The 20,657-nt window shown below is 74.7% G+C and carries 16 protein-coding genes; 7 read left to right on the top strand and 9 right to left on the bottom strand.

The features are described 5' to 3' along the window. Window positions 1-62: 62 nt before the first annotated feature. The 4 genes from secA2 to ACIA6B_RS17415 form a co-directional block, all read right to left on the bottom strand. Entirely contained in the window at window positions 63-2,357 is a 2,295-nt protein-coding gene (gene secA2, locus ACIA6B_RS17430) for an accessory Sec system translocase SecA2 (protein WP_396774405.1), read from the bottom strand. Window positions 2,358-2,466: 109 nt separating this feature from the next. Further along, window positions 2,467-4,212, bottom strand: a complete 1,746-nt coding sequence (locus ACIA6B_RS17425; RefSeq protein WP_396774403.1) for an ABC transporter ATP-binding protein — start codon at window positions 4,210-4,212, stop codon at window positions 2,467-2,469. A 52-nt stretch (window positions 4,213-4,264) separates the two neighbouring features. Next, window positions 4,265-5,353, bottom strand: a complete 1,089-nt coding sequence (locus ACIA6B_RS17420; RefSeq protein ID WP_396774400.1) for a zinc-binding dehydrogenase — start codon at window positions 5,351-5,353, stop codon at window positions 4,265-4,267. Next, window positions 5,346-6,359, bottom strand: a complete 1,014-nt coding sequence (locus ACIA6B_RS17415) for a Gfo/Idh/MocA family protein (RefSeq protein ID WP_396774398.1) — start codon at window positions 6,357-6,359, stop codon at window positions 5,346-5,348. Before ACIA6B_RS17415 ends, ACIA6B_RS17420 begins: the two co-directional genes overlap by 8 nt. A gap of 220 nt (window positions 6,360-6,579) precedes the next feature. On the opposite strand from ACIA6B_RS17415, the gene ACIA6B_RS17410 reads away from it, so the two are divergent. The 5 genes from ACIA6B_RS17410 (at window position 6,580) to ctaD (ending at window position 12,513) form a co-directional block, all read left to right on the top strand. Continuing rightward, entirely contained in the window at window positions 6,580-7,560 is a 981-nt protein-coding gene (locus ACIA6B_RS17410) for a glucosyl-3-phosphoglycerate synthase (RefSeq protein ID WP_396774606.1), read from the top strand. Window positions 7,561-7,588: 28 nt separating this feature from the next. Continuing rightward, on the top strand, window positions 7,589-8,743 hold the full coding sequence (locus ACIA6B_RS17405) for a glycosyltransferase (RefSeq protein ID WP_396774396.1): 1,155 nt from the start codon (window positions 7,589-7,591) through the stop codon (window positions 8,741-8,743). A 248-nt stretch (window positions 8,744-8,991) separates the two neighbouring features. Then, window positions 8,992-9,450, top strand: a complete 459-nt coding sequence (locus ACIA6B_RS17400) for a DUF4383 domain-containing protein (protein WP_396774604.1) — start codon at window positions 8,992-8,994, stop codon at window positions 9,448-9,450. Between the two features lie 239 nt (window positions 9,451-9,689). Continuing rightward, a complete protein-coding gene (locus ACIA6B_RS17395) occupies window positions 9,690-10,421 on the top strand; it encodes an ATP-binding protein (RefSeq protein ID WP_396774394.1) in 732 nt (243 codons plus the stop codon). 88 nt (window positions 10,422-10,509) lie between these two features. Continuing rightward, window positions 10,510-12,513, top strand: coding sequence for a cytochrome c oxidase subunit I (gene ctaD / locus ACIA6B_RS17390; protein WP_396774392.1), 2,004 nt, complete (start codon window positions 10,510-10,512; stop codon window positions 12,511-12,513). 263 nt (window positions 12,514-12,776) lie between these two features. Here the strand turns inward: ctaD and ACIA6B_RS17385 are convergent, their stop codons facing one another. After that, the gene (locus ACIA6B_RS17385) at window positions 12,777-13,910 is read right to left on the bottom strand and encodes a SigB/SigF/SigG family RNA polymerase sigma factor (protein ID WP_281940650.1); all 1,134 of its coding nucleotides are present in this window, start codon (window positions 13,908-13,910) and stop codon (window positions 12,777-12,779) included. A 255-nt stretch (window positions 13,911-14,165) separates the two neighbouring features. Next, entirely contained in the window at window positions 14,166-15,581 is a 1,416-nt protein-coding gene (locus ACIA6B_RS17380) for a hypothetical protein (RefSeq protein ID WP_396774390.1), read from the bottom strand. A gap of 161 nt (window positions 15,582-15,742) precedes the next feature. On the opposite strand from ACIA6B_RS17380, the gene ACIA6B_RS17375 reads away from it, so the two are divergent. Beyond that, window positions 15,743-15,952, top strand: coding sequence for a CDGSH iron-sulfur domain-containing protein (locus ACIA6B_RS17375; RefSeq protein ID WP_107155522.1), 210 nt, complete (start codon window positions 15,743-15,745; stop codon window positions 15,950-15,952). A 29-nt stretch (window positions 15,953-15,981) separates the two neighbouring features. On the opposite strand, the gene ACIA6B_RS17370 is transcribed toward ACIA6B_RS17375, so the two are convergent. Genes ACIA6B_RS17370 through ACIA6B_RS17360 form a run of 3 tightly spaced genes read right to left on the bottom strand, consistent with a single transcriptional unit; the run spans window position 15,982 to window position 19,948 of the window. Then, window positions 15,982-17,028, bottom strand: a complete 1,047-nt coding sequence (locus ACIA6B_RS17370; protein WP_396774388.1) for an iron-containing redox enzyme family protein — start codon at window positions 17,026-17,028, stop codon at window positions 15,982-15,984. A 54-nt stretch (window positions 17,029-17,082) separates the two neighbouring features. Continuing rightward, window positions 17,083-18,831, bottom strand: a complete 1,749-nt coding sequence (locus tag ACIA6B_RS17365) for a thiamine pyrophosphate-binding protein (protein ID WP_396774386.1) — start codon at window positions 18,829-18,831, stop codon at window positions 17,083-17,085. Next, the gene (locus tag ACIA6B_RS17360) at window positions 18,824-19,948 is read right to left on the bottom strand and encodes a Vms1/Ankzf1 family peptidyl-tRNA hydrolase (protein ID WP_396774384.1); all 1,125 of its coding nucleotides are present in this window, start codon (window positions 19,946-19,948) and stop codon (window positions 18,824-18,826) included. The genes ACIA6B_RS17365 and ACIA6B_RS17360 overlap by 8 nt, the downstream gene beginning before the upstream one ends. 143 nt (window positions 19,949-20,091) lie before the next feature. On the opposite strand from ACIA6B_RS17360, the gene ACIA6B_RS17355 reads away from it, so the two are divergent. Further along, window positions 20,092-20,640 (top strand): hypothetical protein, encoded by a 549-nt coding sequence (locus tag ACIA6B_RS17355; protein ID WP_396774382.1) that lies wholly within the window; start codon window positions 20,092-20,094, stop codon window positions 20,638-20,640. The last annotated feature ends 17 nt before the right edge of the window (window positions 20,641-20,657 follow it).

Raw genomic sequence — 20,657 nt, 5'->3', positions numbered from 1 at the left:
TCGAAACCGCGCAAAAGGGCCCCTTCCGGCCGTACTCGACCGGAGGGGCCCTGCGCGCCGGGTCAGCGGGACCCGGAGATGAGCCGCCGGCCCACCGAGGCGATCAGCCGGTCCAGCTCCGAGCCGAACGGGTTGTCGTGCACCAGGTACGTCCAGGTGGCGCTCGGCCGCACCAGCTTCGACGCGTCCGGCTCCCATCCCTCGTCGAACTCGGTCTCCTCGAACGTGGCGATGGTGCGCGTCTCGATCTCCGGCATCAACGCGTTGAACGCCGGCACCGCGCTGCGGTGGAACTCGTCGAGCGGGTCGAGCCGGCCCAGCGCCCGCAGGTGCACGCCCTCCCGCACCTCGGACAGCTCGGCCAGGTGCTCGGCCCAGAGCCGGTCCAGGTGGTAGAGCGCGATCGAACGGGACACCTCGGCGAGCAGGTCCTCGTCCATCTCGCCGGCCTTCTCCGGCACCCGCTCCAACAGCATCAGCGCGGCGATGTCGGTGGTCAGCAGCCGCTCCCGCCGCTCGGCGAGCGCCTTGCGCTGCTGCTCGATCACGTGGCTGTAGCGCCAGGTGTTGCGGTGGATCTCGTGGTTGACGCCCTCGGCGACCCGCTGGGCGTGCTCGACCGCGTAGTCCACCTGCGGGTCGGTGACCAGGCCGTCGGCGTTCATCCGGGGCGACGCCGGCACGGTGTCGCCGGCGTGCCGGACGACCAGGTCGTCCTCCAGGCTGACGAAGAAGACCGACCCGCCCGGGTCGCCCTGCCGGCCGGCCCGGCCACGGAGCTGGTCGTCGACCCGGCGGCTGTCGTGCCGGCCGCTGCCGATCACGTAGAGGCCGCCCAGCTCGGCGACCCGCTCCTGGTCGGACTGGTCGCTGCCGCCGAGCCGGATGTCGACACCCCGGCCGGCCATCTGGGTGGAGACCGTCACCGCGCCGTGCGCGCCGGCCTCGGCGATGATGCCGGCCTCCTCGTCGTCGTTCTTGGCGTTGAGCACCACACACGGCACGTCGGCGGCGCGCAGCGCGGCGGCCAGCCCCTCGGACTCCTTCACGTCGAGCGTGCCGACCAGCACCGGGCGTCCCGCCCGGTGGCAGCGCGTGATCTCGTCGACCAGCGCCTCCTCCTTCTCGGCGCGGGTGGCGTAGATCCGGTCCGGCTCGTCCTCCCGGACGCACGGGGTGTTCGGCGGGATCACCGCCACCTCGAGGCCGAAGAACTCCCGGAGCTGGTCGCCGACGAGCACCGCGGTCGCGGTCATCCCGCAGACGGTCGGGTAGAGCGCGATGTACGCCTGCACGGTGACGGTGCCCAGCACCTCGCCCTCGGCGCTGGCGTCCAGCCCCTCCTTCGCCTCGACCGCGGCCTGGAGCCCGTCCGGCCAGCGGCGGCGCTGCGCGACCCGGCCGCGCATCTCGTCGATCAGCTCGACCGAGTCGTCCCGCACGATGTAGTCGACGTCGCGGTGCAGCAGCGCGTGCGCGTGCAGCGCCACGTTCACCGCGGAGAGCTGCCCGACGTGCTCCTCGTCGTACAGGTCGATGCCGCCGAGCTTCGCCTCGACAGTGGCCAGACCGACCGAGGTGAAGGCGACGCTGCGGCCGTCCTCGGCCACCGTGTAGTGCTTGCCCTTGCGCAGGCCGCGCACCAGCGCGGCGGCGGCGTGCACCGGGTCCTGCTCGCCGGGGACCGCGCCGGCGAGCACCATCGGCACCCGCGCCTCGTCGATCAGGATCGAGTCGGCCTCGTCCACGATCGCGGTCTTCAGCGGCGGCTGCACCCGCTCGGCCACGTCGGTGACGAGCTGGTCGCGCAGGTAGTCGAAGCCGGCCTCGCTGACCGACACGTAGGTGACGTCGCAGCGGTACGCGGCGCGGCGCTCCTCCGGGGTGGACGCCTCGTTGACCCACCCGACGGTGAGCCCGAGCAGCGTGTAGACCGGCTGCATCCACTCGGCGTCGCGGCGGGCCAGGTAGTCGTTGACGGTGAGCACGTGCACCGGGCCGTTGCCGAGCCGGACGTGCCCGTACGCGGCGACGGTCGCGGTGAGCGTCTTGCCCTCACCGGTGGCCATCTCGGCGACCTTGCCGGAGAGCAGGGCCATGGCGCCGAGCAACTGCACGTCGTAGGGGCGCTGGTCGAGCCCGCGGCGGGCCGCCTCGCGGCCGATCGCGCAGATCTCCTCGTACTTCTCGGCCCGGCCGGCGGCCTCGGTCAGCTCGGCGTCGGAGAGCTGCTCCAGCTCGGCCTCGCGGGACTCGATCGCCGGCAGCAGCTTCTCCAGCGGGGCCAGGTCGACCGTCGTCCCCGGGCGCTGGAGGAACCGGCGGAACCTGGTCTTGAACCGTTGCGACACACCCATGAGCCGCAACGGTACGCGAACCGCAGCCGATTGTGACCCCCGCCCACCGTCGGAGCCGGACCGTGTCCGGAAATCACCGGTCCGACCGGTTCCCGACCGTCCGGGCGGATCAGGCCACGAGCAGTTGGTGGGCGGCCAACTCCCGGTAGAGCGGGCTGGTGGTGGTCAACTCGTCGTGGGTGCCGACCGCCACCACCCGGCCGCCGTCGAGCACCACGATCTGGTCGGCGTCCACCACCGTGGAGAGCCGGTGCGCCACGATCAGCAGGGTGCGGCGCACCGCCACCGCGTCGATCGCCCGCCGCAGCGCCGCCTCGTTGCGGGCGTCGAGGTTGCTGGTCGGCTCGTCGAGCAGCAGCACCGGCGGCCCGGCCAGCAGCGCCCGGGCGATGGCCAGCCGCTGCCGCTCCCCGCCGGAGAGCAGCACGCCACCCTCCCCCACCTGCACGTCCAGCCCGTCCGCGGTCCGGTCGGCGAGGTGACCCAGGTTGACCTCGTCGAGCACCGCGCGCAGCCGGTCGTCGGTGGCGTCGGGCGTGGAGATCAGCAGGTTGTCCCGCAGCGTGCCGGCGAGCACCGGCGCCTCCTGCTCCACGTAGCCGAGCCGGGCCCGCAGCGCGTCCCGGGGCAGCTCCCGCACGTCCACGCCGTCCAGGCGGACCGCGCCCTCGCCCGCCTCGTAGAAGCGCTCGACGAGCGCCAGCAGGGTGGACTTGCCGGCGCCGGACGGGCCCACCAGGGCGGTGCGGGTGCCGGCCGGCACCGTGAAGCTCACCTCGTGCAGCACGGGCGGGCCACCGGGATAACCGAAGCCGACCCGGTCGAACTCCACCCGGGCCGGCGCGGTGGCGGCCGGCACGTCCACCCGTCCGGGCCGGTCGCCGGCGCTCTCGCCCGGCACGGTGAGGATCTCCTCGATCCGGGCCAGCGCGCCCAGCCCGCTCTGCAACTGGGTGTACGCGTGCACCGCCTGGCCCAGCGGCAGCACCAGGAAGAACAGGAACATCACGAACGCGACCAGGTCACCCACGCTGATCGCCCCGGCCGCCACCCGGGCCCCGCCCACGGCCAGCACCAGCAGGAACGCGCCCTGCACGGTGACCGCGCTCACCGGTCCCACCACCGCCTGGGCGCGGGCCACCCGCTGCCCGGCGTCGTACGCCGCCGTCGCGCTGGCCACCACCGTGCCGGTCTCCCGTTCCTCGGCGCGGCTGGCCCGGATGGTCCGCGCCGCCGAGATGGCCCGCTCGACGGCCGAGGTCATCTCACCGACGCGTTCCTGGGCGCGGCGGGACAGCCCGCGCACCCGGCGGGCGACCGTGACGGCGAAGCCCACGCCGACCGCGACCGACGCCAGCGTCACACCGAACAGCAGCGGGTCCAGCAGCACCATGGCGGTGCCGGCGCCGAGGACCATCACCGCCCCGGTGACGGTCTCGAAGAGGCCGGACGTGACCACCGCCCGCAGCAACGTGGTGTCGGCGCCCACCCGTGACAGCAGGTCGCCGGTGCGGCGCCGGTCGTACTCGGCGATCGGCAGGCGCAGCAGGTGGCCGGCGAGCCGCCGCCGGAGGCCCAGCACCAGCCCTTCGGCGGTGCGTTGCAGCAGGTAGTCGCGGAGCCCACCGAGCAGCGCGCCGACCAGCACCAACGCGACCAGCGCCACCACCAGTGCGGCGGCCGGGCGGTCGGCGGTGATCCGGTCCAGCACGGTGCGGGTGAGCAGCGGTTGGGCCAGCGCGGCGGCGGCCCCGGTGAGCGACAGCGCGCCCACCACGACGAGGGTGCCGCGGTGGGCGCGCAGGTAGGGCAGCAGAGCGGCGAGTCCCGGCGTCGGGCCGGCGTCGGCGGTCATGACCGAACGGTAGCCGGGCACCGCACCGGGTTCGGCCGGGGTCGGGCCCCGGTCAGCCGGTCAGCACCACCTGGAGTTCCGAGCGGCGACGTTCGGCCAGGTCGGTGAGCAGCGCCGGCGCCTCGTCCAGCGGCACCACCGCGGAGACGAGATGCTTGCGGATCTGGTCGCCGTACTGGCGCAGCAGCTCCACCGTCTCCGCGGAGAGCCGCTCCCGGTCCCAGGTCGGGGCCAGCCCGCGCGGCACCCGGCCGATCTGCGCGCAGCGCAGCGACAGTCCGTTGTGGTGGAACTCCTCGCCGAGCCGCACCGCGTCCGCGCCGCCCTGGTAGAACGCCAGGTCGATCACCGTGCCCTGGGGCCGCAGCAGCCGCAGCGCGAGCTGCAACGCCCAGTCCTGGCCGCGGCACTGGAAGACCACGTCCGCGCCGCGGTCCCCGGCGGCGTGGTTCCACCGAGTCTTGAGCACCATGGCCGGGTCGTCCGCCTCCGGGTCGAGCGTCTCCAGGCCGAGCGCCTCGGCCACCTGCCGACGGGCCGGGGTGGGGTCCACCACGACCACCGAGGCGGCCCCGTGGCGGCGCGCGAACAGCGCGGTGAGCAGCGCGACCACACCGCTGCCGACCACCGCCACCCGGCGGCCCCGGACCCCGTCGCCAAGCGTCCGGACGTCGGCGCCGCACAGGTCGGCGGCGGCGTGCAGCAGACCGTTGGCGCAGATCGGTCCCATGTGCGCCACGTAGACGCCGAGCAGCGGATCGAGGTCGTCGGGCAGCGGCACGAACCGTTCGGCGACCGGGTCGGCCACCCAGCCGCTGCGGTGCCCGTACGTCATCGCGCCGACCGTGCCCACCGCGACCGCCGGGGTGCGGCTCTCCACCACGCGGCCGACCTGCATGTAGCCGAGCCGGGTCACCGGGTACGGGGTGCTCGCCTCGCCCGGCTGGAACAGGCCGAGACCAGCGTTCCAGGTGACGTGCAGGTACGGGTTGGTGCCCTTGACGTAGCTCAGCTCGGTGCCGGCGGAGACGCCGCTGTAGAGCGTCTCCACCCGGAACGTGCCCTCGCGCAGCTCGGGCGCGTCCTGCTCGACCAGCTCGACCCGGCCCGGGCCGCTGACCACCACCACCCGGTCACGCATCGACGGTCACCCCCGTGTCGGCCACCGCGGCGGTGGGCCGCGCCGCCGGGCCGGTCGGCAGCGCCACCGGCCGGCCGGTCCGCGCCGACTCGGCCACCGCGAGCGCCAGCCGTTGGGTGCGCAGCGCCTCGGCGTACGGGACGCGCACGTCGTCGCCGACGCCGCGGACCGCGTCGACGAACGCCCGGTCGACGGCGACCCGCGCGTCGTCCGGGTCGGCGGGCACGTGCCGCTCGCCGTCGGCGTCGGCGATCGTCAGGCCGTCCTCGGCCAGCGACAGCGCCAGCCCGTCGGCGAGGATCTCCAGGCCGGCCCGGTGCTTCCAGGTGAGCACGCAGGCCGCGGCGAGCGTGCCGACCGCTCCGGAGGCGAACCGCAGCGTGGCCGCGGTCACCGAGTCGATGTCGGCGCCGTCGACCGGCGGCGGGGTGCCGTCGCCGTACGCGGTCACCTCGGTGACCTCGCCGACCAGCACCCGGATCAGGTCGAGCACGTGCGCGGCCTGCTCCACCACCGGACCACCGGACCGGTCCCGCCGTGCCCACCAGGCCACCGGCGGCACCTTGTCCAGCCAGGCCCCGTTGACCATCCGCACCGGACGGTCGGCGAGCAGCCGCCGGGCCTCCTCCACCACGCGCAGGTAGCGCCAGTGGTGGCCGACGCCGGTACGCAGCCCGCGCTGCTCCACCAGCGCGGCGACCCGCTCGGCCGTCTCCAGGTCGACGGCGACCGGCTTCTCCACGAACATCGGCACGCCGGCGGCGATCACCGCCTCCTCGGCCGGGCCGTGCGCGAACGGCGGCACGCAGACGTACACCGCGTCCGGGCCGGCGGCGAGCAGCTCGGCCACGTCGGCGAAGACCCGGCCGCCGTACGTGCCGGCGAGCGCCTGCGCCGCCTCCGGCGCGACGTCCGTCACGCCGAGTAGTTCCACGTCCTCGAAGCTCGTGAGCACCCGGGCGTGGCGTTGCGCCACCCCGCCGGCCCCGACCAGTCCCACCCGCATGCTGCCGCCCTCTCGACGTGACTGAAAGACTGCGGACAGCACTCCCCCCGGTGCTGACGCGGCAAACGCGACCTCGCGCGCAACGTGACGTTCATCCCCGTGATCACAGCGTTGGGCAGGATCGGTTAGCGCGGGTCCGGAACTGGGAAACACATACTTGCGATTCCGCAATCAATGGGGGGTGCCCGTGCGGGAATCAGATTCGATCGTCTCACCTGTGGTGGAGGCGTGGGCCACGTACCGCACCAGTGCGGCCGACGACTGGCCGGCCGACCGGCTGGTGCGGGCCAAGGGAACCAGCCGGGTCAGCGTGGTGCTGCCGGCGCGTAACGAGGAGGCAACGGTCGGCGCGATCGTGTCGACCGTCCGCGAGCACCTGATGGACCGCGTGCCGCTCGTCGACGAGCTGATCGTGGTGGACTCCCGGTCCACCGACCGGACCGCCCAGGTGGCCCGCGCGGCCGGCGCCGAGGTGGTGGGGCAGGACGCGATGACGCGCGGGCTGCCGCAGCTCACCGGCAAGGGCGACGCGCTGTGGGCCGGGCTGGCCGCGGCCGAGGGGGACGTGGTCGCGTTCGTCGACGCCGACCTGCGCGAGTTCCGACCGCACTTCGTCACCGGGCTGCTCGGGCCGCTGCTCACCGACCCGAGCGTGGAGTTCGTCAAGGGTTTTTACCACCGGCCGCTGGTCGGCGCGGCAGGCGTCGAGCCCGACGGCGGCGGCCGGGTGACGGAGCTGATGGCCCGGCCGCTGCTCAACCTGTTCTGGCCGGAACTGGCCGGCTTCGTGCAGCCGTTGGCCGGCGAGTACGCGGGTCGCCGCACCGTGCTGGAGCGGGTGCCGTTCGTCACCGGCTACGGCGTCGAGACCGCCATGCTCATCGACCTGCTGGAGCTGGTCGGGCTGGACGCGCTGGCCCAGGTCGACCTGGGCGAGCGCAAACACCGGCACCAGGACACCGCCGCGCTGGGCCGGATGTCGGCGCAGATCATGCTGACCGCCTGGTCCCGGCTCCAGCGACGCGGCTGGGCGACGCCGGGGACGATGCCGACCCCGCTGCTCACCCAGTTCCGCCGGGGCGGCTCGGAGGCCCTGCCCAACCTGGACCGGGAGATCGTGGTCAACGACGTCTCGGTCGAGGAACGCCCGCCGCTGGCCCAGTTGCGGCACCGCGTCCCGCGCCGCCGGGTCGCCGCGTGAACCCGACAGCCGAGAGAAGAGGCAGCGCATGACGCTCACCGTGCTGATGAACGCCGGGCCGTGGCTGTCCGTGCCACCGCCCGGGTACGGCGGGATCGAGAACGTGGTGGCCACGCTGGTGCCGGAGCTGCGCCGCCTCGGCGTACGGGTGGTGCTCGCCTCGGTGGAGAGCAGCACGCTGCCGGTCGACGAGAAGATCGCGGTCTTCCCGGACGGGCAGTTCCACGCGTTGCAACGGCCGTACAACCAGGTCTGCGGTGTGTCCCAGGCGCACCTGGCGCACGTGGTGCGGGCGGTGCACGCCCGTGACGACATCGACCTGGTGCACGACCACGTGGAGGCGGTCGGGCTGGCCACGCTGGCCGCGATGGGCCCGGACGCGCCGCCGGTGCTGCACACCCTGCACTGGGACCTGGCCAAGCATCCGGAGCTGTACGGCAACCTCGACGGCGGCGACCGGGTGCGGGTCAACGGGGTGTCGGCCTCGCAGCTCGCCCGCGCTCCCCGCGCGCTGCGGGAGCACTCGGTCGGCCACGTGCACCTGTCCACCCCGCTGGCGGTCGACGCGGACCGCCGGCCGGCGACGCCCAAGGGCGACCACGTGGTGATCCTCGGTCGGATCAACCCGGGGAAGGGGCAGGACCTGGGCGCCCGACTGGCCCGGGAGGCCGGCTTCCGGCTGGTGCTGGCCGGCCCGGTCGGGCCGTACCACCGCCCGGAGGACCTGGCCGCGGCCGGCGACGAGGCGCGGCAGAACCCGGACGTGCGGTTCTTCCACGACCACGTCGCCCCGTACGTCGACGGTGACCGCGTGCGCTGGGTCGGCACGGTGGCCGGGCAGGAGCGCGACGACCTGGTCGCCTCCGCGCGCGCGTCGTTGTTCCCGCTGCGCTGGGAGGAGCCGGGCGGCACGGCGGTGGTCGAGTCCCTGGCGCTGGGCACGCCGGTGGTGGCCACCTCGCGGGGCTGCCTGCCGGAGCTGATCGAGCACGGTCGCACCGGTCTGCTCACCGCCGACGAGGACGAGCTGGGCGGCCTGGTGCTCGCCGCCGGCCGGCTGGACGCCGACGAGTGCCGGCGCGAGGCGGCCGACCGGTTCACCCCGGCCCGGATGGCGGAGCGTTACGTCGCGCTCTACGACCGGGTCCGCCAGGGCGCCGCACGACCGTTGCAGCCCGCCTGATCCACGGCACCACCACCGGCCCGGCCGCCCTCCCGTGGCCGGGCCGGCGTCTGCCGCCGACGGGCCGGCGTGATCCGGCCCGGCGTTCGGCGCGGGTGGGTCGCGTGGGCCCGTCACTACGGCCCGCGGTGGGCCGCGTGGCCCGGTGTGGCTCGGCGTTCGGCGCGGGTGGGTCGGCGTTTGCCGCCGGTGGGCCGGGGAAACCGTCGGCTCCCCGCGGTGGCGAGGAGGCCGGCGTGACGAACTCGATGGCGCACTCCCGGGCGCGGCGCAACCCGGCCGACGGCCGGGCGCCGGTACGCCGTGCCGCCTCCGGTTTCGCGGTGCTCCTGCTGCTGCTCGGCGTGCTGGGCTTCGTGCCGGGGATCACCAGTTCCTTCGCCGACCTGCGGTTCGCCGGGCCGGGGTCCGGCGCCCGGCTGCTCGGGCTGTTCCAGGTGTCGGTGGTGCAGAACGTCGTCCACCTGGCGTTCGGCGTCGCCGGCCTGCTGCTGTCCCGGACGGTCCCCGGCGCCCGCGCGTTCCTGCTCGGCGGCGGCGCGGTCTACCTGGTGCTCTGGCTGTTCGGCCTGGCCGTCGACCGGCGGACCGAGGCGAACGTGCTGGCGGTGAACGGCGCCGACACTTGGCTGCACCTGCTGCTGGGGGCCGCCATGCTGACGCTGGGCCTGCTCGCCCGCCGCCGCGACCACCACCACCGCCGCTGACCCGCGCCCGTCCCGGCGCGGCTGCGATCCCCACCCACCCCCACCCCAACGCCCCCACGCACATTCACGGAAAGCGTGGCTGTCCGGCGTCGGATAGGCACTCCTTCCGTGAATCTGCAGCTCGCTGACACGGCGGGCCGCCAGTGTGACCTGCTACGGGACGCGCCGGATGGCCGGTTTCGGTGGTTCGGACGGCGGGTACGTCGGTAGCCTCCCGACGAGTTGGAAACGAGGGCCCGATGTCGACCCGGATCAGGTGCGAGGTCCGCGACCAGTCCCCGGTCACCGTCGTACGGCTGGCCGGGCTGCTCGACCTGGGCACGATGCGTGCCGTGCACGAGGTGCTGGACCGCTGCCTCGCCGCGCAACCGGACGCGCTCGTGGTCGACCTGGAGGAGATCGACGTCGCCGACCCGCTGGCGCTGTCCGTGTTTGCGGCGGCGGCCCGGCGGGCGGCCGACTGGCCGGCGGTGCCGATGGTGCTCTCCGCCCCGCCCCGGGAGACCGCCGCCTGGCTGAGCGAGACCACCGCCTGCCGGGTGGTGCCGGTGCGCCGGGACTGCGCGGAGGCGACGGCGCTGGCCGGCACCGCCGCGGCGCCCCGGCTGCGGGCCCGGCTGGAGCCGGTCGCCGGGGCCTGCCGGCGGGCCCGGGAACTGGTCACCGAGGCGTGCGGCAGGTGGAACGTGCCGGAGCTGGCCGGCCCGGCCTCGCTGGTGCTCAGCGAGCTGGTCGGCAACGTGGTCCGGCACGCCGGCACGCCGATGCACGTCACGCTGACGCTGCGCCGACCGTACCTGCGGGTGGCGGTGATGGACGGCAGCCCCGCCGAGGCGTACGCGGCGGCCGACCGTGATCCCCGCGCGGAGGGCGGCCGGGGGCTGATGCTGGTGCGGGAGCTGACCCAGCGTTGGGGCAGCACGCCGGTCGGCGCCGGCAAGGTCGTCTGGGCCATGCTCCCGGCGAACTGACCGAATTCTCCGCTCTCGCCTGGTTTCATGGGCAGAGGGGACGGGTACGCGCGCCCGTCCTGTCTGTCGTCACCTGGGGTGAGATGCCATGCCCAAGCGAGTAGTCACGGATCCGGCACACGACCGGGGGCCGGCGATCCTCGCGCCGGCCCGGTTCGGCGGATTTCCCGGCCCGGTCCGGGAGGCGGTGAGGGGCAACTCGCTGTGGCGGTTGCTGCGCTCCACCGACGCCAAGTTGATCGGCCTGCTCTACCTGGGCACGTCGTTCGCGTACTTCATCATCGGCGGCTTCATGGCGATGCTGATCCGCGCGGAGCTGGCCCGGCCGGGGATGCAACTGCTCTCCCCCGAGCAGTACAACCAGATGTTCACCATGCACGGCACGATCATGCTGCTGCTGTTCGCGACGCCGATGGTGTTCGGGTTCGGCAACTACCTGGTGCCGTTGCAGATCGGCGCGCCGGACGTGGCGTTCCCCCGGCTCAACGCGTTCGCCTACTGGCTCTACTTCTTCGGCGCGGCCATCACGGTGGGCGGATTCTTCACGCCGCAGGGCTCGGCGGACTTCGGCTGGACCGCGTACACGCCGCTGAGCACCGCGCAGCACTCGCCGGGCGTGGGCGCGAACATGTGGGTGGTCGGGCTGGCCGTCTCCGGTCTGGGCACGATCCTCGGCGCGGTCAACATGATCACCACGATCCTGACGCTGCGCGCGCCCGGCATGACCATGTTCCGGATGCCGATCTTCACCTGGAACCTGCTGCTCACCAGCGTCCTGGTGATCTTCGTGTTCCCGCTGCTGGCGGCAGCGCTGTTCGCGCTCGCCTCGGACCGGATCCTGCACTCGCACGTCTACGATCCGACCACCGGCGGGCCGATGCTGTGGCAGCACCTGTTCTGGTTCTTCGGGCACCCCGAGGTCTACATCATCGCGCTGCCGTTCTTCGGCATCATCACCGAGATCATCCCGGTCTTCTCCCGCAAGCCGATCTTCGGCTACACCGGGCTGGTGCTCGCCACGCTCGCCATCACGGTGCTGTCGATGACGGTCTGGGCGCACCACATGTTCGCCACCGGCCAGGTGCTGCTGCCGTTCTTCAGCATCCTGAGCTACCTGATCGCGGTGCCGACCGGGGTGAAGTTCTTCAACTGGATCGGCACCATGTGGAAGGGACAGCTCACGTTCGAGACACCGATGCTGTTCGCCGTCGGTTTCCTGGTCACGTTCCTGCTCGGCGGCCTGACCGGCGTGCTGCTGGCCAGCCCGCCGGTCGACTTCCACGTCACCGACTCGTACTTCGTGGTGGCGCACTTCCACTACGTGCTCTTCGGCACCATCGTGTTCGCCGCGTTCGGCGGCATCTACTTCTGGTTCCCGAAGATGACCGGCCGGCTGCTCGACGAGCGGCTGGGCAAGATGCACTTCTGGACCATGTTCCTCGGCTTCCACGCCACGTTCCTGGTGCAGCACTGGCTCGGCAACGAGGGCATGCCCCGCCGGTACGCCGACTACCTGCCCGGCGACGGCTTCACCGGGCTCAACGAGATCTCCACCGTCGGGTCGTTCGTGCTCGGCGCGTCCACGCTGTTCTTCGTCTACAACGTCTGGAAGTCCTGGCGGTACGGCGCGATGGTCACCGTGGACGACCCGTGGGGGTTCGGCAACTCGCTGGAGTGGGCCACCACCTGCCCGCCGCCGCTGCGCAACTTCGACCGGATGCCCCGGATCCGCTCGGAGCGGCCGGCGTTCGACGCCAAGTACGGCCCGCTCGTCTCCGACCTGGGCCGCGACCTGCCGCAGCGGACGACCAGGCCGCCGCAGAGTCTGGCCGAGGAGCTGCACCACGTCGCCCGGACGCCGGAGTCACCGGCCGCCGAGGGCGCGCACGGCGCCCGGGAGGCCGTCGAGTACCAGCCCGCGCCGCAGTCCGGCGCCCGGCCGGTGGACGTGCCGGAGCCCGAGGACGTGCGCCGCCCCAGCTTCGAGGAGACCGACGAGCCGGAGGAGACGATCCTCGGCGCCCAGCGCGAGGACCAGCCGAACGACAGGTGGCGGCACCCGCGCGGCCACGGCGACACCCCGGACAACTGAAAGGAGGGGCCCCCGCTCAACGCCTCCGGTAGAGGCGGGGGCCCCGGTTAACACTCGGGCACGCCGCGGACCCGCACGCCGCACGCGCCGGCACGCCGGGCACCCGCACGCCGCGCACGTGCACGCGGGCACGTGCACGCCGCGCGCGTGCACGCGGGCCGTGCACGCCGGGCACGCGCACGCCGCGCACGCCGGGCACGCGCACGCCGGGCACGTGTGCCGGCCCGCCGCGGTGGCGGGCCGGCGCACGGCCGTGGCGTGACTCAGTCGGCGGCGGGCAGGCCGGCGGCGGTGAGCGAGCGGCGTACCGCGGGCTGCACCCGGGTCAGCCGCAACGGCACCCCGGTCCGGGCGGCGGCGTCCCGGCCGGCCATCAGCGCGGCGATCCCGCCGGCGTCGAAGCCGCCCGCGCCCACCAGGTCGACCACCACCTCGCGGGGCTGCCCGGTGACCGCCTCCAGCACCGCCCGGCGCAACTGGTCCGCGCCGGCCCGGTCCACCTCGCCGCCGACCTCGACGACCACCCGGTCGCCGTTCTGCCGCACCGAGATCCGGGACCTGGCCGGCTCCGCCTCGGCCGTGCCGTTCTGCCAGGGCGGCGGGGCGTCGGCGAGCATCGCCTGGCGCAGCCAGGTCAGCGCCCGGGACAGCAGCCGGGACACGTGCATCTGGGAGATGCCGAACCGGGCCGCGATCTCGGCCTGGGTCTGGTTGCCGTAGAAGCGCATGGCCAGGATCCGCCGCTCCCGCCAGGGCAGGCGGTGCAGCAGGCCGCTGACCGTGACCCGGTCGTCGACCGACTCCAGCGCGTTGTCGGACTCGCCGACCAGGTCGCCGAACTCGGCCGAGCTCTCGCCGCCGACCGGCGCATTGAGCGAGGCCGGGCTGTAGCCGGCGGCCGACTCCAGCGCGGCGAGGATCTCCTCCTCCGGCGTCTCCAGCCGCTCGGCCAACTCGGCGACCGACGGGGCCCGGGACAACTCGCTGGTCAGCGTCGCGGTCGCCTGCCCCACCTCGAGGATCAGGTCGCGCAGCCGGCGTGGCACGTGCACGCCCCAGGTGCGGTCGCGGAAGTGCCGCTTGATCTCACCGACGATGGTGATCGCCGCGTACGCGGTGAACGAGCCGCGCTCCGGGTCGTACCGGTCGACGGCGTTGACCAGGCCGAGGCGGGCGACCTGTTCCAGGTCCTCCAACGGCTCCCCGCGACCCCGGTACCGGCGGGCCAGCCGCCCGGCGAACGGCAACGCGAAGCGGACCAGGTCGTCCCGTGCCTCCTGCCGCCGCTCGGGTGGCAGCCCCTCGATCCGGGCCGCGTACGCGAGCGCCGCCGCGTCGAGGTCCTCCAGGCCCCGCTCGGTGGTCGGTGGGGTGGGTGTGGTGGTCTGTCCGAACATCCGCGCCTCCCTCGCCGAAGATCCCCCGCCCGGCCGGAACCGGTTGCGCGCGTGGTCGGGCCACGCCCCGGGTGAGGACGTTGGTTACGTGACGGATACGTCGGAAGCGGTGGCTGCCCGCCGCGCGGCGTCGTGGGCCGGTTCGCGGCGAGCGGTCTTCCCGCTCCGTAGGTACTCAATCACGGACCGTCGGTTCGCGAGGATGTTTCGCCAGGTTGGCCGGCGGGCCGTGCCCGTCGGCGTGGTGACCCGCGCTCAGCAGACCAGCAGGCCCTGGTGGGCGCCCGCGTCCCGGAGCGCGGCGAGCGCCTCCGCCATCGGCATCGGCGGCGGCGCGGGCAGGTCGCCGGGCTGGTTGCGCAACACCTCCGTGGCACGTCGGGTCGGTACCGAGGTGACCGGGTATCCGCGGGCCGCGCCCCGGTCCAGGGCGCGCCGCCGGCGTCCGAAGCCGGCCACCGCCAGCCACTGGGACAGGCCGGCGAACGCCGGCGACCGCAGGCCGGGTGGCTCCGGCAGCACGTCCACCGAGCTGAACGGCTCACTGCCGGCGAGCCACCACTCGGCGCCCTGCACCCGGCGCCGGGTGGCGTTCTCGCACCAGTAGGGCACCAGGCCGGCGCGCAGCACCTGTCCCGGGTCGAGCAGCCGGCCGCACTCCACCACCAGCCGGTCCCCGGTCTTGCCGGCCCGGCGCAGCCAGCGTCGGTAGAGGTCCGCGGTGGCCGCGCTCAGCGCGTCCGGCTGCGGCACGACCACCCGGTGCAGCGGGTGGCCCCGGGTGTCGCCCCACTCCCGGGCGCCGTGCTCGAAACCGGACTCCACGCCCTGTTCGGCGAACGCCGCCGACGCGGTGACCTCCGGGGCGCGCCAGCGCGTCTCGTCGCCGCCGGCCGCGCGCAGCACGTGGCGCAGCGCCGGGGCGTCCGGGTGGAAGTCGACCGGGTCGAGGCCGCTGGCCGGGCAGCCGGCCTGGAAGCTGTGGCCGCCGCCGTCGTCCCGCACCGGCCACGTACGCGCGTCGTGCAACAGCAGCACCGGCGCGGCCGGCTCCAGCCGGTCGGCCAGGAACCGCGCGTACGCCTCGGGCAGGGTCCGCCAGCGGACCGCCAGCGTGACCGCGGCACCGACCGCCACGCCCCGGCTGGCCGGGCAGTGCACCTGCCGCACGTGCACCCGGGGGTTGCCGGCGAGCAGCCGGCCGGCCAGCGCGGCGCCGTGGTCGAGCGCTGCGTCCGGGCGGTCCACCGCACCCCGGCCCCACTGCCCGGCGAGTTCGAAGCCGGCGGGCAGCCAGGGCAGGCCGAGCGCCACCGCGAGGTGGGCCGCGGCACCGTGCGGCGAGCCGAGCACCGCCCCGGGCCAGCGCCGGCCCGGGTACTGGGCGACGAACCAGTCGGCCACCCGCTCGGCGTCGACGCGGGCGATCTGGGCGGCGGTGAGCGCCGCCCGACCGGCCGCGCGGCCGGCGGCGACGCGCCGCACCGCCGCCGGGGCCCCGCCGAGCCGGGACAGCGAGCCGGCGTGACCGAGGTCGCCGCAGTCGTCGCCGCGCAGCGCCCGGGCCGTCGCGGCGACCAGGATCCGGGCCGCGCTGCCCACCGCGACCACCCGGTCACCGGGCAACGCGGTGCCGGCCGCCGGGCCGCGTTCGACTCGTTCGCTCACCACGCGGGCCGGCTTCCCGTCCGTCTGGGGTCTAAACGGGTCATCTCCCCACGCGCCGGACCAACCCCCGGTCGGGTGCCGTCGCGCCGCTCCCCCGCCGCCACGGGCGCAACGGCACGCCGGGTGCGGGTTTGGGTCGCGGCGGGACGGGCACTGCACCGCGCATGCCCGACGACCAGAGCGCCCCGGCGGCGACCATCACCCCGTACCGGGACGGACCGCTGCTGGTGCGCGGCGACTTCGCGCTTGTCACGCCGGAGGGCGAGCCGATCGAGACGCGTCGGGGCACGGTGGCGCTGTGCCGCTGCGGCAAGAGCGCGATCAAGCCGTTCTGCGACGGCACCCACAAGGTCGCCGGCTTCCGCGCGCCCTGACCGCGCGGACCGACGGGGCCAGCGGGGCGTCAGGCGGCGGCCAGGGCGCCGGTGACCGGCCGCAGCGACGATCGTCCCGCCGACCAGGCGGACAGCAGGTGGGTGGCGAAGAGACGGTCCAGCGCCAGCGCGGCGGCGGCCCCGAACAGCACGTCCCCGGCGAGCGCCGGCTCCGCGCGGACCAGCCCGCTGCACAGGTCGTACGCCGCGATCTGCTCGTGCACCGCGTCCGCCTCGACGTGCTCGTCGTAGAAGCGGGTGGCGACCGCGTCGAAGCCCAGCCGGCGCAACCCGTTGCCGTACCGGCGGTTCGGCAGCGACGAGGTCATCTCGTACGCGGCCAGGTGGCCGAGCAACGCCCCGCGCAGCCGCCGGTGCAGCCCGAACAGCGACATCAGGTTGTTCAGCGCCAGGGTCACCGCCGGCACCCGGTCCAGGTGGGCGGCGTAGCCGGTGTCCAGGCCGAGCCGGTCCATGGTGGCGCGGAACAACTCCGCGTGCATCCGGTCCAGCCGGCCGTTGCCGTACTCGTCCATCTGGATCTCGACGAGCGCCGCCTTCGCCGGGCCGCCGAGCCGGGGCAGCGCCCAACTGTGCGGGTCGGCCTCCCGGAGGTGGTAGATCGAGCGGTGCGTGACGAACTCGCGGAACTGCGTCAGGTCGGCGCGGCGTTGCAGGGTGGCGGCGAGCGCGGGACCGTCGTCCGCGGCCACCACGTCGATCAGCGTCGCCGGCAGGGCGGCCGGCAGCACCGCCGGCAGTGGCCCGGCCAGCTTCCGCAGCGCCGCGGTGAACGGCCGCTCGGCCCGGGCCCGCAGCGCCAGCAGGGACGGCTCCCACTCCCACTCGTCGGTCACGTCCCGCCACCCGCGGTAGTGCAGCTCGTAGCAGAGGAAGAGGGTGAGCTGGAGATCCTCGTCGGTCAGCGGCGCCGCCACCTCGCCGAACCGGTCGCCCAACCCGGCCGGCAGCGCGGCGGGCGCTGCGCGCAGCGCGGTGAGCAGCGCGGCCGAGACCGGCCCGCGGGCCGTCGGCAGCGGGGCGGGACCGTAGCGACGATCGGTGGTGGTGGACAAGCGGACCTCCCGGGACCGACGAATGCCTGGTCGCAGTGCCCCACCCGGGTCCGGCTAAACGAGGTCCTCGGCGGCGATGGCCTCGGTCTGGATCACCCGGTCCCGCACCCGCCGGGCCGCGTCGCCGTCCGTCATCAGGCCGCGCAGGTCGGCCAGCGCCGGTTCGGGCACGTCCAGCGGCACGGCCGGGTCCACCACCGCCTCCAGCACGCTGGGCCGGTCCGCGGCGAGCACCTCGTCCCAGGCCGGCCCGATCAGGTCCGGCCGGTCCACCCGGACGCCGTGCAGGCCGAGCAGCCGGGCCCAGCCGGCGTACGGCACGTCGGGTCGCCGGTCGCCCGGCGTACGCCCGCCGCCCACGCCGGACTGGTCGCGGTTGTTCAGCACCAGCACGACCAGCCGGGGGTCGGGCCACTCCGTCCAGTGGTGCGCCACGGTGATCAGCTCGGCCAGGCCGTTGAGCTGCATCGCGCCGTCGCCGAGCAGCGCCAGCACCGGCTGGTCCGGCCAGGCCAGCTTGGCCGCCACCGCGTACGGCAGCCCGCACCCCATCGAGCCGAGCGTGCCGCAGAGCCGGGCCTGCACCCCCGGCGGCAGGTCCAGGTGGCGGGCGTACCAGTAGATGACCGAGCCGACGTCGACGGCGACCGCCGCGCGCTGCGGCAGCCGGGCGGACAGCTCCCGGAGCACGAGCTGCGGGTTGAGCGGCTCGGCCGGGGCGGCGGCGCGGTCGGCGGCGACTGTCCGCCAGCGGTCCACCGCGCTCTCCACCACGCCGCGCCACTGCGTGTGGCGCCGTTCCGGCACCCGGGCCAGCAGCGCCCGCAGCGTCTCGGCGGCGTCGCCGACCAGGGGCACGTCGACCGGGTAGCGGGCGCCGATCCGCCGGCCGTCGATGTCGATCTGGATGGTGCGCACCTGGCCGGGCAGCGGGAACCAGTCGGTCCACGGATCGTTCGTGCCGATCAGCAGCAGCGTGTCGCAGCCGCCCATGAGCTGGGCGGCGGCGGTGGTGCCGACCTCGCCGAGCACGCCGGTGTGGAACGGCAGCCGCTCGTCCAGCACCGGCTTGCCGAGCAGCGACGTGGCCACGCCCGCGCCGAGCCGGTCGGCGAGCGCGACGACCTCGCCGGCCGCGCCGTGCGCCCCCTGGCCGACCAGCACGGCCACCCGCTGGCCGGTGCTGAGCAGCGAGGCGGCGGCGGCCAGGTCGGCGTCGTGCGGCAGCACCCGGGCCAGCGGCTCGCCGGGCGTCGCGGTGATGACGCCGGCGGCCTGTGGCACCAGCTCCGGCACGGGCGTCACCTGCAACGCCCGGGGCAGCACCACGCAGGTCGGGCTGCGGGTCGCCGCCGCGGTCCGGAACGCCTGGTCCAGCAGCGCCGGCACCTGGTCGGGCGTGCGGCCGTAGCGGACGAACTGGTTGCACACGTCGCCGAAGAGGCGGCTCAGCCCGATCTCCTCGTGCGCCCCGCCGAGCGGGCCGCTGACGTCCTCGCCGATGATCGCCACCACCGGCTTACTGTCCAGCTTCGCGTCGTAGAGGCCGTTGAGCAGGTGCACCGCGCTGGGCCCCTGGGTGGCCAGGCACACGCCGATCCCGCCGGTGAACTTGGCGTGGCCGGTGGCCATGAACGCGGCGGTCTCCTCGTGCCGGGCCGGCACGAACGCCGGATCGCCGCCGGCGTCGTCGAGCGCGGCCAGCAGCGGGTCGAGCGCCGCGCCGGAATAGCCGAAGACGCGCGGCACCCGCCAGGCCCGTAGCCGCTCGACCACCAGGTCGGCGACGGTACGGTCAGCCATCGTCGCGCCCGGGCGTGCCGGCGTCGACGTACCGCAGCACCGCGCCGACCCCGTCGGTCAACTCCGGCGCCTCCTCCGGCGCGAGCACGGTCAGCTCCGCGTCGGTGCCGATCAGTGCGCGCAGCAGCGCGGCGTCGGCGCGTACCTTCTGCGGGTCGGCCACCGACATGTCGGCCAGCTGCGCCGGGTCGGTGGCGATCTCGGTCGGCTCGGGGCCGACCCACAGCTCGCCGTCGGCGGACGCGTCGTCGACGATCAGCATGGTGTCGACCTGGTTGCGTTGCAGCGCGGCGACCACCGCGTCGAGCCCGGCGCCGACGTCCTCCTGCACGCCGAACCGGTCCAGCGCGGCGGCGATCCGCCGGTCGGCGACCTCGGCGACGGTCTGCACGGTGAGGTCGTCCATCAGCGTGTCCTCGGCGCCGCCGGCCCGGGAGCCGGCGTCGGTGCGGACCAGCACGTCCTGCCAGCGTTCGGGGAGCTGGGCGGCGAGCATGCCGGTGGCCCGGATGTCGCCGGCCACCACGACCACGTCGGCCCCGACGCGGTCGGCCAGCTCGGCGGTGGCCGCGGCGGCGTCACCGGCGTTGTGGTGCCACGCCTCCATGGCGGCCCGCTGGTAGCGGGACTGCGACCAGCCGCCGGGCTGCACCCGGCGTACCTGGCGGCTCTGCCGGCCCGTCACCTGGGCCCGCCGGGGCACCCCGCCGGCGCTGACCGCCATCGCGTCGGCGCCGGTACGGTCGGCCAGCACCCGCACCCAGGCGACCTGCTCGCCGCGCTGGGCGACGAGCGGCATGGTGTGCGGCAGCGCGGCCCAGGTGGCCAGGTCCCGCAGCGGCGGCGCGGAGAGGTACTCGGTGAGCACCACCCGGCCCCGGCTGGCGAAGACCGCGATGCCGTAGTCGCCGGGCATCGGCTGGTGCCGGCGAACCACCTCCTCCACCGCCTCGACGGTGACCTGATCGGCGCCCTGGGCCAGCAGGTCCCCCTTCAGGGCCCGCCAGCGCAGGTCGACCTGCGGGCGCGAGTCGTGGGTGTCCCGGGAGGCGTCCAGGTACACCGAACACCAGGGCCCGGGACGGTCGTAGAGCGGGCGCAGGAAGGACAGCTGCATGCTCGACCCCTTTCCAGCTCGGCCGCACGCATACCCGCGCCCCGGCCGATGTCACCTTCCGGTCCGTCGCGCGTGACCGTTCGTTCATTCACGTCGTTCAACCTGAAGGGCCGATACCATCTGTGCACGCAACGGAACTCTCGGTGGTGAACATGGACACGGAGCTACACACCCGACGCGTCGTCCGCCCGACGGAGCGCATCGTCACGGGGCGGCTGGTCCGGCTGATGGAGGGGTACGCCCGCGAGGTGCGCGTGGGCCAGCCGGTGCTGGTCACGGTCCTGACCGCGGCGGGGGTGGTGGGGCTGCTGCTACGGGTGGTCCGCGCGTTGCTCAGCAGCGGCGGTGGCGGCGCGAAGCGCAGCTTCAAGGACCTGAAGAAGGGGCCCGAGTTCCTGGTCACCCCGGTCCGGGTGCGCGACGCCGCGGACCGGCTGGTCGAGGTCGAACTGCACGGCCACCTGCCGCAGAGCGCACTGCACCCCGGCGACCACGTGCAGCTCACGCTGCGCCCACAGCGCGACGCGGACCTGCCGCCCCGGATCGAGCGGATCGTCAACCTGACCACCGGCCAGCTGCTCACCCCGCGTACCGCGACGCTCTGGTCGCACCTGGGCCCGGCGCTGCTGCTCCAGGCGACGCTCGGCCTCGTCCTGGTGCTCGGCGTGGCCGCCTGCTCCGCCCTGACGTGAAAGGAGGGCCCCCTTTC

This window comes from Micromonospora sp. NPDC051141 (assembly GCF_044455765.1).
Classification (GTDB): domain Bacteria; phylum Actinomycetota; class Actinomycetes; order Mycobacteriales; family Micromonosporaceae; genus Micromonospora.
This window is presented reverse-complemented; position numbering and strand designations above follow the sequence as displayed.